Source organism: Saccharomonospora glauca K62 (assembly GCF_000243395.2).
GTDB lineage: Bacteria > Actinomycetota > Actinomycetes > Mycobacteriales > Pseudonocardiaceae > Saccharomonospora > Saccharomonospora glauca.
Genome location: NZ_CM001484.1, coordinates 866,652 through 882,243 on the forward strand (window position 1 = coordinate 866,652; position 15,592 = coordinate 882,243).

Below are 15,592 nucleotides of genomic sequence, written 5' to 3' on the forward strand. Positions count from 1 at the left end.
ACCGAAACTGCTCGGCGCGTCCGTCACGATTCCGCGTATCACGACCTGGGAGAGCGACCACGTGACTGCCTCTGCTGAGAACCTCTACGGGGCCGATGACCTCACGCACCTCGAAGGTCTCGAAGCGGTGCGCAAGCGGCCCGGCATGTACATCGGGTCCACCGATAGTCGCGGGGTCAACCACCTGTTCACGGAGATCGTCGACAACTCCACCGACGAAGGTGTCGCGGGTCACGCGACGAAGATCGTGGTGACGTTGCACGCCGACGGCAGTGTGGAGGTGGCCGACGACGGTCGTGGCATCCCCACCGACGTCCACGCCAAGTCGGGACTGAGCGGTGTGGAACTCGTGCTGACCCGCCTGCACGCCGGCGGCAAGTTCGGCGGCTCCGGGTACAAGACCTCCGGTGGCCTGCACGGGGTGGGCGCCTCGGCCGTCAACGCGCTGTCGCTGCGGTTCGACGTCACGGTCCGGCGGGGCGGCAAGGTCCACGAGATGTCGTTCGCCCGAGGCGTGCCCGGCGTCTTCGACGGCCCCGGCCCGAAGGCGAAGTTCACGCCGCAGTCCGGGCTGCGCTTCGTACGGAAGATGAAGCGCGGGGAGTCCACCGGCACCACCATCCGCTACTGGCACGACGCCCGCTACTTCGAGAAGGGTGCGGCGCTGGACGTGGAGCTGGTGCGCACGAAGCTGCGCCACACCGCGTTCCTCGTGCCCGGCGTCACGTACGTGCTGCGCACCGCCACCGACTCGGCCATCAACGAGGAGACCTTCCACTACCCGAACGGCCTCGCGGACATGGTGGAGTTCCTCGCTCCTGCGGGCGACCGCGCCGTGTGCGACACCCAGGTCATCACCGGCGAGGGCACCTACAAGGAGAACGCCGCCGATGCCAACGGTGTCATGCAGTCCAACGTGGAGCGTCGGGCCGAGGTCGAGGTGGCGCTGCGCTGGGGCACCGGCTACGAGCGCACCGTCGAGTGCTTCACCAACACCATTCGCAACGTCCACGGTGGAACGCACCGCAAGGGCTTCGAGCGCGGACTGGTGCGCGCGGTGCACGACGCGATCTCCCGGACCCGCGGGCTGCTCAAGGCCAAGGAGGACCTGCCCATCCTCGACGACGTGTGCGAGGGCCTCACCGCGGTCGTGCACGTACGTATCCCGGAACCGCAGTTCACCTCCCAGACCAAGGACGAGCTGTCCACCGCGGGCATCACCAAGGTGGTGCAGGGACTCGTCGAGAAACACCTCAAGGCGTGGGCCGACAACCGTAGGACGCGGGCCGAGGTCAAGACGGTCCTGCAGAAGATCGTCGATGCCTCGCGGGTGCGGCTGACCCAGAAGCAGCAGAAGGACGCCGCTCGCCGCAAGACCGCTCTCGAAGGCGCGGCCATGCCGCCGAAGCTCGTGGACTGCCGCAGCACCGGGGTGGCCCGCAGCGAGCTGTTCCTCGTGGAGGGTGACAGCGCGCTCGGTTCGGCGCGGATGGCGCGCGTGTCGGAGTACCAGGCGTTGCTGCCGTTGCGCGGCAAGATCCTCAACGTTCAGAAAGCCAACCTCGGCGAGGCGCTCAAGAACGCCGAGATCGCCTCGATCGTGCAGGTGCTCGGCGCCGGGACCGGCCGTACGTTCGACATCTCCGCGATGCGCTACGGCCGGGTGATCCTCATGGCCGACGCCGACGTCGACGGCTCGCACATCCGGACGCTGCTGATCACGCTCTTCGCGCGGTACATGCGCCCGGTGATCTCCGAGGGCAGGCTGTACGCGGCCATGCCGCCGCTGCACAAGATCGTCACGAAGGGCCGCAACCCGGAGACCTTCTACACCTACACCGAGCGTGAGATGGAGGCGAAGGTCGCCGAGCTGGAGCAGGCGGGCAAGCAGGTCGTCAAACCGGTTCCCCGGTTCAAGGGGCTCGGCGAGATGGACGCCGACGAGCTGTGGGAGACCACGATGAACCCGGCCACGCGCTCGGTGCGGCGCATCACGTTGGACGACGCCGACGCCGCCGAGGCCGCGCTGGAACTGCTCATGGGCGAGAAGGTCGAACCCCGCCGCAAGTGGCTCATCACCTCGGCCGCGCGGGTCGACCAGGCCGCGATCGACATCTGACGAGGACAGGAAAGCGACGACTAAGTCATGGCACGGCGCAAGAACTCGACCACCCGCGTCGACCCCTCCGCCTTCGACCAAGCGGGCGCGCGGGTCTTCGACAACCCGGTGAAGACCGAGATCGAGGACTCGTACCTGGAGTACGCCTACTCGGTCATCCACTCCCGCGCGCTGCCCGACGCACGCGACGGCCTGAAGCCGGTGCACCGCCGCATCCTCTACTCGATGCACGAGAACGGGTACCGGCCGAACCACGCGTACGTGAAGTCCTCCCGCGTGGTGGGCGACGTGATGGGCCGCTACCACCCGCACGGCGACACGGCGATCTACGACGCCATGGTGCGGTTGGCGCAGGACTTCTCCATGAACGTGCCCCTGGTGGACGGGCACGGGAACTTCGGAAGCCCGGACGACGGCCCGGCCGCCTCGCGGTACACCGAGGCCCGCATGTCGCCCGAGGCGATGCTGCTCGTGGGCGAGCTCGGTGAGGAGACCGTCGACTTCCGGCCGAACTACGACGGATCGCTCGCCGAGCCGTCGGTGCTGCCCGCCGCGTTCCCGAACCTGCTCGTCAACGGCACGTCGGGCATCGCGGTCGGCATGGCCACCAACATGATCCCGCACAACCTCGGCGAGGTCGTGGCCGCGGCTCGGTGGCTCATCAACCACCCGAACGCCTCGCTGGACAAGCTCATGGAGTTCGTCCCCGGCCCCGACCTGCCCACGGGCGGGCAACTGCTCGGCCTCGACCAGGTGCGCAAGGCCTACGAGACCGGGCGCGGGGTCGTGCGGATGCGCGCGAAGGTCACCACCGGTCCCATCGAGGGCAGCCGGAGGCAGGGCATCGTCGTCACCGAACTGCCCTACGGCGTCGGACCCGAGAAGGTGATCGAACGCATCACCGACGAGGTCAACAAGACCAAGCGACTCACCGGCATCGCCGACGTCAAGGACCTCACCGACCGCGAGAACGGCACGAAGCTCGTGATCGAGTGCAAGGTGGGCGTCAACCCGCAGGCGCTGCTCGCCGACCTCTACCGGCTCACGCCGCTGGAGCAGTCGTTCGGCATCAACAACCTGGTGCTGGTCGACGGGCAGCCGCGCACGCTGGGGCTGAAGGAACTGCTGGAGGTCTTCCTCGCCCACCGATACGAGGTCGTCACGCGGCGCACACGCTACCGGCGTCGCAAGCGCGAGGAGCGCCTGCACCTCGTCGAGGGCCTGCTGATCGCCCTGCTCGACATCGACAAGGTGATCAAGCTGATCCGGGGCAGCGAGAACGCGCAGGCCGCCAAGGAGGGCCTGATGAAGCGGTTCAAGCTGTCGGAGACCCAGGCCGCCTACATCCTCGACACGCCGCTGCGCCGGCTCACCAAGTACGACAAGCTCGAACTGGAGGCCGAGCAGGAGCGACTGCGCGACGAGATCGCCGAACTGTCGGCCATCCTCGACGACGAGAAGGTGCTCAAGCGCGTCGTCTCGAAGGAACTGGCCGCGGTGGCCAAGGAATTCGGAAGGCCCCGCCGTACCTCCCTCATCGACGGTGACCTCAAGGAAGTGCTGGAGGCCTCGAAGCCCGCGGGTCCGCTGGAGGTGGCGGACGACCCGTGCCAGGTGATCCTGTCGGCCACCGGCCTTGTGGCCAGGACGGCGGCCGAGTCGGAGGAGGCCGTCGAGGGACGTCGTCGCAGCGGCCGGGCGAGGCACGACGCGATCGCCGCAATGGTGCACACCACGGCCCGAGGTCAGGTCCTGCTCGTGACCAACCGGGGTCGGGCATTCAAGACCGACGTGTTGCCGCTGCCCGTGCTGCCGGAGTCGTCCGGCACCGTGTCGCTGCGCGGCGGAATGACCGTGCGCGAACTCGTGCCCCTGGAGGGCGACGAGAGGGTGGTGGGGCTCGCGCCGCTCGGCGAGCAGGCGGAAGGCTCGCCGGGACTCGCCCTCGGTACCCGGAAGGGCGTGGTGAAGGTCTGCGCTCCCGACTGGCCGGTGCGTGCCGACGAGTTCGACGTCATCAGCCTCAAGGACGGTGACGAGGTCGTCGGTGCCACGTGGCTCACCGACGGGGCGGAGACGTTGACGTTCGTGACGTCGCAGGCGGCGCTGCTGAGGTACGACGCGTCGCTGGTGCGGCCGCAAGGACTGCGCGGTGGTGGGGTCGCCGGCATCAACCTGGGCAAGGACGCCGAGGTGGTGTTCTTCGGGGCCGTGCGCACCGACGATCCCGAGCACGGCGAGCCCCTGGTGGTGACGGCCACCGGCGAGACCGTGAAGGTCACGCCCTTCTCGCAGTACCCGGCCAAGGGCCGGGCCACCGGTGGGGTGCGCGCACACCGTTTCCTCAAGGGCGAGAACCGACTCGTGCTCGCGTGGGTCGGACCCCGACCCGTGGGCTCGTCGAAGCGGGGCGAGGCCGTCGAGCTGCCCGAGGTGGACCCGAGGCGGGACGGTTCCGGTGCCGCGCATCCCGGACCGGACGTGGTGGGTCGCCAGATCGAACGACCGTGACGAGGCCGGGCGGGTCGTTCAGGCCCGCCCGGACAGCCACGCCGGGAAGTCCGACCACGCCGCCAGCTTCCGTCGGCTCTCGAAACGACGTCGCTCGCCCGTGAGCGGGTCGTCGAATTCGAGGACCTTGGCGAGCAGCTGGAGCGGCCGGGTGAAGTCGTCGGGCGCGGTCTCGCGGACCTCGGGGTAGAAGGTGTCGCCGAGGATCGGCACGCCCAGGCTCGTCATGTGCACGCGAAGCTGGTGGGTGCGGCCGGTGGTGGGCCGCAGCCGGTACCGGCCGAGCTCGTCGGTGTGGTCGAGCAGGTCCACGTGGGTCTCGGCGTTGGGCGCGCCCGGCACCTCGCGGGCCTGCAGGACGCCGCGCTTTTTGAGGATGCGGCTGCGCACCGTGCGCGGCAGCTCCAGGTCGGGGTCGTACGGCGCGATCGCCTCGTACTCCTTGCGGACCAGGCGCTGTTGGAAGAGTTGTTGGTAGGGCGCGCGGAGTTCCCGCCGGGTCACGAACAACACCAGGCCCGCGGTGACGCGGTCGAGCCGATGCACCGGCGTGAGGTCGGTGATCCCGAGGGCGTGGCGCAGGCGTACCAACGCCGTCTGTCGCACGTGGCCGCCGCGCGGAGTGGTGGCGAGGAAGTGCGGCTTGTCGGCCACGACGATGTCGTTGTCGGAGTACACGACCTCGATCTCGAACGGCACCGGCACCTCGTCGGGCAACTCGCGGTGGAACCAGACGAGGGCGTTCGGCAGGAACTTCGCGTCGGGTGCGACGGGGCCGTCGAGAGTGACGAAGCGCCCCTGCCGGAGCATCTCGTCGATGCGTTCGGGTGCCAGGCGGTTGAGCTTGACCACGAGATAGTCGCGCACCGTCTCCCAGGGCCCGCGGGCGGGAAGCCGGATGCGGGCGGCATCGAGCCCGTCGCGTTGCGGCAAGGGGGAAGGCGGTCTGCGCCCACGTCTCATGGCCCGCACTGTATCGGGGACCACCCCGCCACCGTGTCCGCAGGTTGTGCACGCGTGTCCGCACTTGGCGTACGGGTGTTCGCATCGTGCGGCGCGAACACGCGTACCACAAGTGCGAACACCCGTACGTAGCCTGCGGACACGATGTGGGGGTTCAGCGGCGGGTCATCCAGTGGTACTGCTTGAGTACCTCGGCGGGGGTGAGTGCTCGGTCGAAGAACATGAGGCTGTCGAACCGGCAGTCACACGGATTGCGTTCCTCGGTGTTCTGTGGGTAGCTTCCTCCGATCTTGATACCGCGTGGTGCGGTGTCCGACGTCCGGTCGGGCTCCGGCGGGCCCTCCACCTCCCAGGGATCGTCGTCGCGGGTGTAGAAACCCGGCAGCGGACGTCCGTTGCGGTAGAGCGCCATCGTCCCGTCGTCGAAGTCGAACGTCGCGGTCAGGAACACCCATTCGCCGCGGGGCAGCAACGTCCGCCAGTCCTGTGCCGCGGCGAACGTCTGCGACTCCCCGCCGTCGAGGCGGCGGCCCAGGGCGACGAGCCGGAGTTCCCCGTCCACCTCGATGAGCTCCAGCAGAGCTCGGACCCCGTGGCCATCCGAGTCTCCCGACAGGACCCCGGCCAGGCCCACGGCGTTGTAGCGGTCGCCTTCCTCGGGGGTCGTGGAGTCGGGAGCCGGAAGGTCGCCGGTCACCTTCACCCAGCCCGCCACCGTGGCCTCGGTGGCGGAGCCGAAGGCACGCAGGCTCTCGACGCCGTCCACGTCGAACACCCCGGCCTTCCAGTCGTCGTTGCCCGCCTCGGTGGGGGAGACCTGCCGGGTTTCGAGGGACCGGCGACTGCCCGCGTGCGCTCCGTCGCGGACCCGCATCCCGGCGCCACCGTTGACCAGCTCCAGCGTCGTGCCCGAGCGACCGAGGTCGACCTCCTTCGCGGGGTCTCCCGGCAGCGGGTGCTCGAAGTCGTAGTGGGCCACGAGCGACGCCCGCAGCGGCGGGAACACCGCTTCCGTGCCGCCTCCGTCGCCGGGGACCGCCGACGCGAGCCCCGGCAGGACGGAGGCGGTCCCGAGCACGACGGTCAGTGCGAGCGCGCCCCTGGTCGCTCTCACGGCTTCCTCCACTGGGCGCCGGTCACCTTCCAGACCGTGCCGTTGGCCTTCGAGAGGATGTAGAGCTCGCCCTCGGAGTCGGTACCGAACCGCAGGTCCACCCGCTCGTCACCGGCCAGGTCCCGCATCGTCAGCACGTCGCCGTCGGCGTCGTAGATACGCATCGCGTAGAGCGGTGCGAGGTCGGTGCGGTCCTTCACGCCCCGGTGCATCTGGTGCGCGTTCGTGTAGAACAGCCGGCCGTCGACGCCGTCGCCGAATAGGTACTTGCCCCGCAGCAGCGGTACGTCGTCACCGCGGTAGACGAAGCCACCGATCACGGCGCGACCCACGTCGCTGCAGTAGCCCTCCGGCGCGTCGTGATCGTACGCCGCGACGGGGTAGGTGTAGCCGTAACGACGGTCGTTCGGCGGCAGCGGGTAGACCGCGCATCCCTCGGAGGCCCACTTGTAGACGAACGGCCCCTCGCGCTCGCTCCAGCCGAAGTTGTCGCCCGCGCGCACCTCGTAGATCGACTCGACCTGGTGCTCTCCGATACTGCCCAGGTACATCTTCCCGGTTCGCGAGTCCCAGCTGAAGCGGTGCGGGTCACGCAGTCCGTAGGCGTAGATCTCGCCCAACGCGTCGTCGCGCCCGACGAACGGGTTCGACTCGGGGATGCCGTACTCGCCGTTGGCGCTGTCGTCGCCCAGCGGGTCGATGCGCAGGATCTTGCCCGCCGGGACCGAGAGGTCCTGGGGGACGTCGCTGTAGACGCCCGCGCCGCCGTCACCCACGGCGAGGTAGAGCAGCCCGTAGTCGGGGTCGCCGGGCCTCGCGGTGGGGTTGAAGCCGATCTGCTGGACGGCGTGGATGAAGGTGGGGAAGGACAGGCGCAGAATCTCGCGCCGGGTGCCGCTGAACGTGTTGGCGGACGGGTCGTCGGCCGTCCACTCGGTGATGACGCTGTGCACCACGGACTCGTGCCGGTTGGGCAGGTCCGGTTCCTTGTCGGTCAACGCGTCACGGGCCTCGGTGTGGACGGTGTAGACCTTGCCGTTGTCCTCGAAGTCGGGGTGGAACGTGATGAAACCCGCCCCGCTGCCCATGCCCTGGCTCGCCCAGAAGTCCGGCGAGAACTCGGCCTTGAGGTCGAGGTACTCGTGGATCTCCCCGTCGTCGACCACGTACATGGGGCCGTTGAGGTCGGGGATGTAGAACCGGCCCGAGCCGTCGGGAAGCTCGCCGAGGTAGTTGATGCGGGCCCACCGTTGGATACGCGGGTCGGTCGGGGGAACCTCCGGTTCCGATTCCGGGAGGGTGAACAGTTTCTCGACCGTGATGCCCAGGCCCGAGACCTTCGCGTCGGGGAGGGGGTCGGCGATGGGTTCGTCGGTCTGCGCGCTCGCCTGCGGTAGCAGGAGTGCCGTGAACAGGGCGGCGGCAGAGGTGGCGGTCAGGGTACGTCGTCCGAGCTTCGGCATTCGCTCACCTCGCTGTGATGGCGGCCTGAAAGCGCTTTCACACATGCACGACTGCCCAGGGTACCGACGTGATCACACGAAGGGCAAGGTGGCGGAAAGGTCGAAACGGGTCGGGTTCGTTTGCTCGAGGGGCCGGGATCAGGTTCGGGGTGGGCGGCGTTCGGCCAGTTCGAGGACCCGCAGGGCCGTGTCGTGGTCGGTGACGAGAGTGGTCACCATGCCCGAACGCAGCACCGCGTCGACGGCCTCCGCCTTCGGCGTGGTGTAGCCGATGGCGATCACCTCCGGCACGCGCCGCAGTTCCTCGTGGCTGATGGCCAGGACGTGGTGGGAGAGCCCGGTGTCGAGTGCGTTGCCGTCGGCGTCGAACAGCAGGGCCGTCATCTCGGCGATCGCGCCCCGGCGCGCAATGGAGTCGCGTTCGGCCTCCGGCAACGCATCGTACACAGTGGACTCTCCCGCTTGCCAGGCGCCGATGCTCACCACCGCCTTGGTGAGGTCGCGGAAACGACGGAACGTCTCGACGATGCCCGGTTGCCTGCGCAGGATGTTCGTGGTGCGCCGATCGGGTAGCACGAGCGGCGCGTAGATGGGGTATGCCTCGCCGCCGGACACTCCCGCGAGCCGGGAGACGGTCTCCACGGAGCGGTCGCGTCGATCGGTTCTCGCGTGCACGCCGCAGAGTTGGACGATCGGGCAGCGGGGCAGCGCTCGGATGTGCTCGGTCATGACGTTCACCGACCGCGCCCACGAAAGCCCGATGACGTCGTCCTCGGTGGCGATGTCCGACAACAGTTGCGCGGCGAGCGCGCCGATGCGCTGGCGTAGTTCGGGACGGGACTCGGTTCTGTTCGCTCGTTCGAGTACGAGGACGTTGCGGAGTCCGTACGCCGCACGGAGTTCCTCCGACACCCCGATCTCCATGGGGGCCGGCAGGGAGAACTCGATTCGCACGAGGCCCTTCTCCAGGGCCTTGTCGAGGAGACGAGCGACCTTGAAGCGGCTTATCCCCAGGTCGTTGGCGATGTCCAGTTTCGTTTCGCCGCGAACGTAGAAGCGGTAGGCGATGGTGGCGGCCTCGATCGTGTCGAGTAAGGGCCAGGAACGGTTCCGTGCGCTCACATGAGCATTATAAAGCCGGTTTATTGGATCAGTGTTGACGAAGAGTCCGATTAAGTCGTTCAATGCCTGCACATCTGAGTCGAGAGCATACTATATCCGCTCATATGAGCGGATGGAAGGTGGCTTGTATGCGTGCCGCTGTCGTGGACCAACCCGGAACCGTCAGGGTTGGCGACGTGCCGGACCCGAAGCCCGGCCCCCGAGACGTCGTCGTGAAGGTGGGCGCGTGCGGCATCTGCGGAACCGACGTGCACATCGCCGACGGTCATTTCCCGCCGACCCCCTACCCCATCGTGCCGGGGCACGAGTTCTCGGGCGAGATCGTGGAAGTGGGACCGGAGGCGCCCGGCGGTTGGGCCGTCGGTGACCGGGTGGCCGTCGACCCGTCCCTGTTCTGCGGTTACTGCGGCCCCTGTCGGGCCGGGCACGGCAACCTCTGCGACAACTGGGCGGCCACGGGCGACACCGTGAACGGCGCGTTCGCCGAGTACGTCGCCGTTCCCGCCGACACCTGCTACCGCATGCCCGACGACATGACCTACGCGCAGGGAGCGCTGGTGGAGCCGGTGTCCTGCGCGGTGCACGGCGTCCGACGGGTCGGGGTCGAGGCCGGGGAACGCTTCCTGATCATGGGCGCGGGCACGATGGGGCTGATCATGCAGCAGCTGCTCCAGCGCGCGGGTGCCCACGTCACCGTGGTGGATCGCAACGCCGACCGCCTGCCGCGCGCGAAGTCCCTCGGCGCCGCTGCGGTCGCGGCCGATGCCGCGGAGTTGGACGGCGAGACGTTCGACGTGTCGGTGGACTGCACCGGTGCCGCTCCCGCCATCGAGGCGGCGTTCGACAAGTTGCGCCGGGGCGGGCGGCTGCTGGTGTTCGGCGTCGCGCCGGAGCAGGACCGGGTGTCGTTGTCGCCGTTCCGCATCTACAACGACGAGATCACCATCGTGGGATCGATGGCGGTCCTGCACAGCTACGGCGCGGCGCTCGACCTGGTCGCCCAAGGCGCCGTCGACAGCGACGCGCTGGTGACTCATTCGTTACCGCTGGAGCGTTTCCCCGAGGCGCTCGACCTCATGCGGAGCGGCGCGGGACTGAAGATCCAGGTCGTGCCGGGAGGGGAGTGAGCGATGCTGCGAGCACCGGGCGGACGTCGACGGAGCCGCGTGCCCCTGCTCCTGCTAGCCGTATTGCTCACCCTCACGGGGTGCGCGGGCGCGGGTGCGCTCGCGGGTGGCGAACGAACCCTCGTCATCGCCATCGTGGCCAATCCTCAGATGAACGACGCCATCACGCTCTCCGACCGTTTCGAGCGGGAACACGGTGTCGAGCTGAAATTCGTGTCGTTGCCCGAGAACCAGGCGAGGGCGAAGATCACGGCGTCGACCGCCACGCAGGGCGGCGAGTTCGACGTCGTGATGATCAGCAACTACGAGACGCCGCAGTGGGCGGCCAACGGATGGTTGACCGATCTCGGGCCGTACCTGGAGGCGAACCCGGACTACGACGCCGACGACTTCATTCCCAGCATCCGTGAGTCGCTGTCGTACGAAGGCTCGATGTACGCGGTGCCGTTCTACGGCGAGTCGTCGTTTCTCGCCTACCGCAAGGACCTCTTCGCGAAAGCCGGACTCACGATGCCGGAGCACCCGACGTGGCAGCAGATCGCCGAATTCGCCGCGGTGCTGGACGACGACGAGGCGGGCATCGCCGGGATCTGCCTGCGCGGCAAGCCCGGCTGGGGCGAGAGTCTCGCACCGCTCACCACGGTGGTGAACACGTTCGGCGGGCGGTGGTTCGACGAGGACTGGAACGCGCAACTGACGTCCCCGGAGTTCCGTGAGGCGACGAAGTTCTACGTCGACCTCGTACGCGAGTACGGGGAAGTGGGGGCGTCCAGCGCGGGGTTCTCCGAGTGCGGAACGCGGTACGCGCAGGGACAGGCGGCGATGTGGTACGACGCCACGGTCATGGCGGGCACGAACGAGGACCCCGCCAGCAGCAAGGTGGTCGGCAAGTCCGGCTACGTCGCCGCTCCGGTCGTCGAGACGGAGGCGAGCGGGTGGCTCTACACGTGGGCGCTGGCGATTCCGGCGAGCACCGACAACGCCGACCTCGCGTGGGAGTTCCTGAGCTGGATGACCGACAAGGACTACGTGCGTCTGGTCGGTGAGGAACTCGGGTGGAACCGCGTGCCACCGGGCTGCCGCCAGTCGACGTACGAGATTCCCGAGTACCGGCGGGCCGCGAGCGCCTACGCCGACGCGACGCTCGACGGCATCCGTCACGCCAATCAGGACGACACCATGACGCGCCCCGTGCCCTACGACGGCATCCAGTTCGTCGGCATCCCCGAGTTCCAGGACCTGGGCACCAGGGTGAGTCAGCAGATCTCCGCCGCTATCGCCGGACAGCAGACCGTCGACGAGGCGCTGCGGCAGTCCCAGTCCTATGCCGAGACCGTCGGCGAGTCGTACCGGGAGACCCGATGACGACGACACTGTCCGAGAAGACCACCACCTCGGCGCCGCCGCACCGGAACGCGCGGCGTCGGGGGAGCGGATGGAAACGGCGGGCGCCGCTGCTGCCCGCGCTCGTGTTCACCATCGCGGTGACGCAGGTGCCGTTCCTGCTGACCGTGATCTACTCGTTCCAGTCGTGGAACCTGGTGCGACCGGGTTCGCAGCACTTCGTGGGGTTCGACAACTACGTCGACGTGTTGACCGACAGCCAGTTCCGGGGCGCGATGCTCAACACGCTGCTGCTGACGGTGGTGTGCGTGTTCGTGTCGATGGTGCTGGGGCTCGGCCTGGCGCTGTTGCTCGACCGGGCGTTTCCGGGCAGGGCGGTGGTGCGGACACTGATCATCACGCCGTTTCTCATCCTTCCCGCGGCGGGCGCGCTGCTGTGGAAGACCACGATGTTCGACCCGACGTACGGGTTGGTGAACTTCGTGTTCGGCACGGACGTCGACTGGCTGTCGGAGTTCCCGCTGGCGTCGGTGATGGCGCAGATCGTGTGGCAGTGGACGCCGTTCATGACGCTGCTGATCCTGGCGGGCTTGCAGGCGCAGTCGAAGGAAGTGCTGGAGGCGGCGCAGATGGACGGCGCGGGGCGGTGGCGCATCTTCGCCTCGGTGACGTTGCCGCAGCTCGCCCGGTACCTGCAACTGGCGGCGCTGCTCGGCGCGATCTACATCGTCAACTCGTTCGACGCGATCTACCTCATGACCCAGGGCGGGCCCGGTACGGCGAGCACCAACCTGCCGTTCTACATCTACCAACGGGCCTTCGAGGGCTTCGACATCGGCCAGTCGTCGGCGATGGGCGTCATCGTGGTGGTGCTGACCCTGGTGATCGCCACGTTCGCCCTGCGCCTGATGTTCCGGTCGTTCGACGTGAGCGGAGGCGTGAAATGAAGTTGTCCCGCGCGTCGCTGACCGCGTTCACGTGGCTGGTGGCGGTGCTGTTCGTGTTCCCCGTGGTGTGGATGGTGATAACGGCGTTCAAGCGGGAGGCCGACGCCTACACCGACCCGCCCTCGGTGGTGTTCACCCCGACCTGGGAGCAGTTCGCGGGTGTCGTCGAGCGAGGTTTCCTGCCGTATCTGGCGAACTCGGCGTTCGTGACGGTGACCTCAACGGTGTTCGTGCTCCTGCTCGGCATCCCCGCCGCGTACGCGCTGTCGCTCGCGCCGATCAAACGCACCGAGAACGCGCTCGGGTTCTTCCTGTCCACGAAGATGCTGCCGATCGTCGCGGCGATCATCCCGCTCTACGTCATCTCGCAGAACGTGCGGCTGCTCGACCACGTGTGGGCACTCGTCATCCTCTACACCGCGATGAACCTGCCGCTGGCGGTGTGGATGATGCGGTCGTTCCTGCTGGAGGTGCCCAAGGAGATGATCGAGGCGGCGCGGATCGACGGGGCGTCGTTGCCGACCTTGCTGCGCCGCGTGGTACTGCCCGTGGTGGCGCCCGGTATCGCGGCCACGGCACTGATCTGCGTGATCTTCGCGTGGACGGAGTTCTTCTACGCGATCAACCTGACGGCGGCCCGCGCGGGCACGGTGCCGGTCTTCCTGGCGGGCTTCATCACGAGTGAGGGCCTGTACTGGGCGCAGTTGTCCGCCGCCGCGTTGCTCGCCTCCCTCCCGGTGATGATCGTCGGCTGGATCGCGCAGAAGCACCTGGTGCGGGGGCTGTCGATGGGCGCGGTGAAGTAGCCACCGAGTCCGGACCTCGGCGTGGCAGGGTTGATCGCGCCGAGGTCCGGGAATCCGGTGGGCGTCGCCGTGTCGAACGACGGGAGGTGAGCCGGCCGTGCGCGTGGTCGTCGTGGCGTTACTCGCCTTCTCGGTCGTGGGCCTTGCCGCCTGCTCCGACTCCGGCGGCCCGGACGCCCCGCCCCCCGGCCGGCCGTCCGCGACCACTCCCGAGCGGCCGGAGACCCGGTCCACGCCGGGGGCCGAGGTGACCTTGCGCGGCACCGTCACGCGCGGGGTGGAGCCGAACTGCCTGGTACTGGCGGCCGAGGGGCGAGAGTATCTACTGCTGGAGACGGGACCCGAGGTGCGGTCGGGGCTGGAGGTCACGGTACGCGGGACGGTGCGGCCCGATGTCGCCACCACCTGCATGCAGGGGACGCCGTTCGTCGTCGACGACGTCGAGCTCGTCGGAGGGGGCTCGACGTGACTCGGTGTCGCCTTCGCGAGCGAGCCACCTCCACGGGGTACGGCCGCGCCGGGCCGGTCGAGGGAGTTCCGTTGATCGTCACGTCGTTCGTACTCGACTACCGTGACGACGAGGCCGGGTCGGCGCTGTCGGTCGCCGCGTCGGGGTTCGACACCGACACGCGACGGCGCGGCCGGACCGGAGCTACTCGGTAGGAGGTCACATGACGACGGCGTGGTCGGCCTCTGACGCACGGGGCGCGATACTGGCGTGCTTCGACGGCTCCGACGGCGGTCGGCGGGCCGTGTGGTGGGCCGCGGGGGAAGCGGCGGCCGCGAAACGCCCGTTGGTGATCGTGTGGTCGCTGGAGTGGGACGCGTCGCGGGCACCTCGGGGAGCGGACGCGGGGAACGTCGAGGACGAGGAGATCGTCGAGACCGCTCGGCGGGAGCTGGGACGGGTCGCCGACGACTGCCGGTCGCTGTATCCCCGACTGACCGTGCTGACGGCCGTCCCCGAGGGGGCTCCCGAGGTCACGGTGACGCGGCTCGCGGACGAGATCGCACCGGTCATGGTGGTCGCGGGCGCGTCGGGGCGGGGAGCGTTGTCGCGGATGCTGCTGGGGTCCACGGTCGCCTACTTCGCCAGGTTCCTCTCGCCACCCCTCGTGGTGGTGCGGGGCGAGCCCGCGCCCCCGGAGGCTCCCGTGATCGTCGGTGTGGACGGTTCGGGGACGAGTGTCCGAGCCGTCGAGTTCGCGCTGGCTTTCGCCGAGCGGCACGGTGTCGGGGTACGGGCGGTGCATTCGTGGACGGAGTGGCCGCTGGACATCTACGCCACCGCGCCTCCCGCGCAAGCCGGGCTCTACCACGTCGACGACTCCGTGCAGCAGGCGGCGCGAGAGGACTTCGAGCGGGCCGCGCGCAGGTATCCGGACGTGGCGGTGGAGTGGGAGGCCGTCACCGACCGGCCCACGCACGCGCTGCTCGAACGCGGGGAAGGCGCGCGCCTCCTCGTGGTCGGCAGTCACGGCCGGGGGCCGGTGACGAGAGCGCTGCTGGGTTCGGTGAGCCACGCCGTGCTCTACCACGCGCCCTGTCCCGTGGCGGTGCTGCGCAGCAGGGCGGAGGACGACGAGTTCCTCGACGCGCACTGAACAGGTGTGAGGAGGGCGGACCATGGCTGCCGCACCGGGGCTGTACACGAAGGAGATCCGGACGTCGCTTCGCAACAACTCGGGCGCGTTCGGCTACTCGGTGATGATCACCTGCGCGCTGGCCATGTTGTCGGCGCAGCACTCGTCGCCGAATCCGTTGCAGATCATGTTGTTCGCTCTCGGCGCGGTCCTCAGCTTCCTCGTCGTGGAGGCGGTCGCCACGAACGTGTTCCGTCGTTCCCTCGGCGGGGAGGAACAGACCAAGGTGATCGCGCTGGGAAGCTCCATCGCCGTGTTGTCGGTGGGGTTGGCCCTGGGGGCGACGGCCGCGGTGGGTGCCTGGTTGCCCGCCACGGTGGCGTGGCTCGTCGGCTCCTTCGTGGCGTCCACCGTCTACCTGCTGCTCAACGCCGTGGAGATGGTCCTCGCCCGGCGCGTGGAGGAGACCCGCCGGCTGGCGTGACGGGGGCCT

General features: G+C 68.8%; 14 protein-coding genes. 10 read left to right on the top strand and 4 right to left on the bottom strand.

The genetic code is table 11. From position 1 onward, the window contains the following. Positions 1 to 61 precede the first annotated feature (61 nt). Both SACGLDRAFT_RS04200 and SACGLDRAFT_RS04205 read left to right on the top strand, forming a co-directional pair. The gene (locus tag SACGLDRAFT_RS04200) at positions 62 to 2,119 is read left to right on the top strand and encodes a DNA gyrase/topoisomerase IV subunit B (RefSeq protein ID WP_005462025.1); all 2,058 of its coding nucleotides are present in this window, start codon (positions 62 to 64) and stop codon (positions 2,117 to 2,119) included. Positions 2,120 to 2,146: 27 nt separating this feature from the next. Then, positions 2,147 to 4,630 (top strand): DNA gyrase/topoisomerase IV subunit A, encoded by a 2,484-nt coding sequence (locus SACGLDRAFT_RS04205; protein ID WP_005462027.1) that lies wholly within the window; start codon positions 2,147 to 2,149, stop codon positions 4,628 to 4,630. 18 nt (positions 4,631 to 4,648) lie between these two features. On the opposite strand, the gene SACGLDRAFT_RS04210 is transcribed toward SACGLDRAFT_RS04205, so the two are convergent. The 4 genes from SACGLDRAFT_RS04210 to SACGLDRAFT_RS04225 all read right to left on the bottom strand — a co-directional run bounded on the left by SACGLDRAFT_RS04210 (position 4,649) and on the right by SACGLDRAFT_RS04225 (position 9,292). Beyond that, entirely contained in the window at positions 4,649 to 5,593 is a 945-nt protein-coding gene (locus SACGLDRAFT_RS04210) for an RluA family pseudouridine synthase (RefSeq protein ID WP_040918531.1), read from the bottom strand. A 154-nt stretch (positions 5,594 to 5,747) separates the two neighbouring features. After that, positions 5,748 to 6,707, bottom strand: a complete 960-nt coding sequence (locus SACGLDRAFT_RS04215; protein ID WP_005462030.1) for a LamG-like jellyroll fold domain-containing protein — start codon at positions 6,705 to 6,707, stop codon at positions 5,748 to 5,750. Continuing rightward, positions 6,704 to 8,170 (bottom strand): PQQ-dependent sugar dehydrogenase, encoded by a 1,467-nt coding sequence (locus tag SACGLDRAFT_RS04220; protein ID WP_005462032.1) that lies wholly within the window; start codon positions 8,168 to 8,170, stop codon positions 6,704 to 6,706. The genes SACGLDRAFT_RS04215 and SACGLDRAFT_RS04220 overlap by 4 nt, the downstream gene beginning before the upstream one ends. Before the next feature lie 138 nt (positions 8,171 to 8,308). Continuing rightward, entirely contained in the window at positions 8,309 to 9,292 is a 984-nt protein-coding gene (locus SACGLDRAFT_RS04225; RefSeq protein WP_040918533.1) for a sugar-binding transcriptional regulator, read from the bottom strand. A gap of 128 nt (positions 9,293 to 9,420) precedes the next feature. Between SACGLDRAFT_RS04225 and SACGLDRAFT_RS04230 the strand changes: the two genes are divergently transcribed. The 8 genes from SACGLDRAFT_RS04230 to SACGLDRAFT_RS04265 all read left to right on the top strand — a co-directional run bounded on the left by SACGLDRAFT_RS04230 (position 9,421) and on the right by SACGLDRAFT_RS04265 (position 15,583). Further along, positions 9,421 to 10,419 carry a zinc-dependent alcohol dehydrogenase family protein gene (locus SACGLDRAFT_RS04230; protein WP_005462037.1) on the top strand — a complete coding sequence of 333 codons (999 nt, stop codon included), beginning with the start codon at positions 9,421 to 9,423 and terminating at the stop codon, positions 10,417 to 10,419. Positions 10,420 to 10,422: 3 nt separating this feature from the next. Continuing rightward, entirely contained in the window at positions 10,423 to 11,784 is a 1,362-nt protein-coding gene (locus SACGLDRAFT_RS04235) for an ABC transporter substrate-binding protein (RefSeq protein WP_005462039.1), read from the top strand. Continuing rightward, the gene (locus tag SACGLDRAFT_RS04240; protein ID WP_005462041.1) at positions 11,781 to 12,710 is read left to right on the top strand and encodes a carbohydrate ABC transporter permease; all 930 of its coding nucleotides are present in this window, start codon (positions 11,781 to 11,783) and stop codon (positions 12,708 to 12,710) included. The genes SACGLDRAFT_RS04235 and SACGLDRAFT_RS04240 overlap by 4 nt, the downstream gene beginning before the upstream one ends. Then, positions 12,707 to 13,516 (top strand): carbohydrate ABC transporter permease, encoded by an 810-nt coding sequence (locus SACGLDRAFT_RS04245; protein ID WP_005462043.1) that lies wholly within the window; start codon positions 12,707 to 12,709, stop codon positions 13,514 to 13,516. The genes SACGLDRAFT_RS04240 and SACGLDRAFT_RS04245 overlap by 4 nt, the downstream gene beginning before the upstream one ends. Before the next feature lie 97 nt (positions 13,517 to 13,613). Continuing rightward, positions 13,614 to 13,985, top strand: coding sequence for a hypothetical protein (locus SACGLDRAFT_RS04250; RefSeq protein ID WP_005462045.1), 372 nt, complete (start codon positions 13,614 to 13,616; stop codon positions 13,983 to 13,985). A gap of 71 nt (positions 13,986 to 14,056) precedes the next feature. Further along, positions 14,057 to 14,179, top strand: a complete 123-nt coding sequence (locus SACGLDRAFT_RS22900; RefSeq protein ID WP_269728527.1) for a hypothetical protein — start codon at positions 14,057 to 14,059, stop codon at positions 14,177 to 14,179. Positions 14,180 to 14,187: 8 nt separating this feature from the next. Then, the gene (locus tag SACGLDRAFT_RS04260) at positions 14,188 to 15,120 is read left to right on the top strand and encodes a universal stress protein (protein WP_005462053.1); all 933 of its coding nucleotides are present in this window, start codon (positions 14,188 to 14,190) and stop codon (positions 15,118 to 15,120) included. A gap of 22 nt (positions 15,121 to 15,142) precedes the next feature. After that, a complete protein-coding gene (locus tag SACGLDRAFT_RS04265) occupies positions 15,143 to 15,583 on the top strand; it encodes a hypothetical protein (protein ID WP_005462060.1) in 441 nt (146 codons plus the stop codon). The last annotated feature ends 9 nt before the right edge of the window (positions 15,584 to 15,592 follow it).

What these genes read in the sequence shown, in the direction of transcription:
- SACGLDRAFT_RS04205 (WP_005462027.1), top strand. Translation starts at nt 2,147, where the DNA reads ATGGCACGGCGCAAGAACTCGACCACCCGCGTCGACCCCTCCGCCTTC.
- SACGLDRAFT_RS04210 (WP_040918531.1), bottom strand. Translation starts at nt 5,593, where the DNA reads ATGAGACGTGGGCGCAGACCGCCTTCCCCCTTGCCGCAACGCGACGGG.
- SACGLDRAFT_RS04220 (WP_005462032.1), bottom strand. Translation starts at nt 8,170, where the DNA reads ATGCCGAAGCTCGGACGACGTACCCTGACCGCCACCTCTGCCGCCGCC.
- SACGLDRAFT_RS04230 (WP_005462037.1), top strand. Translation starts at nt 9,421, where the DNA reads ATGCGTGCCGCTGTCGTGGACCAACCCGGAACCGTCAGGGTTGGCGAC.
- SACGLDRAFT_RS04235 (WP_005462039.1), top strand. Translation starts at nt 10,423, where the DNA reads ATGCTGCGAGCACCGGGCGGACGTCGACGGAGCCGCGTGCCCCTGCTC.
- SACGLDRAFT_RS04240 (WP_005462041.1), top strand. Translation starts at nt 11,781, where the DNA reads ATGACGACGACACTGTCCGAGAAGACCACCACCTCGGCGCCGCCGCAC.
- SACGLDRAFT_RS04245 (WP_005462043.1), top strand. Translation starts at nt 12,707, where the DNA reads ATGAAGTTGTCCCGCGCGTCGCTGACCGCGTTCACGTGGCTGGTGGCG.
- SACGLDRAFT_RS04260 (WP_005462053.1), top strand. Translation starts at nt 14,188, where the DNA reads ATGACGACGGCGTGGTCGGCCTCTGACGCACGGGGCGCGATACTGGCG.
- SACGLDRAFT_RS04265 (WP_005462060.1), top strand. Translation starts at nt 15,143, where the DNA reads ATGGCTGCCGCACCGGGGCTGTACACGAAGGAGATCCGGACGTCGCTT.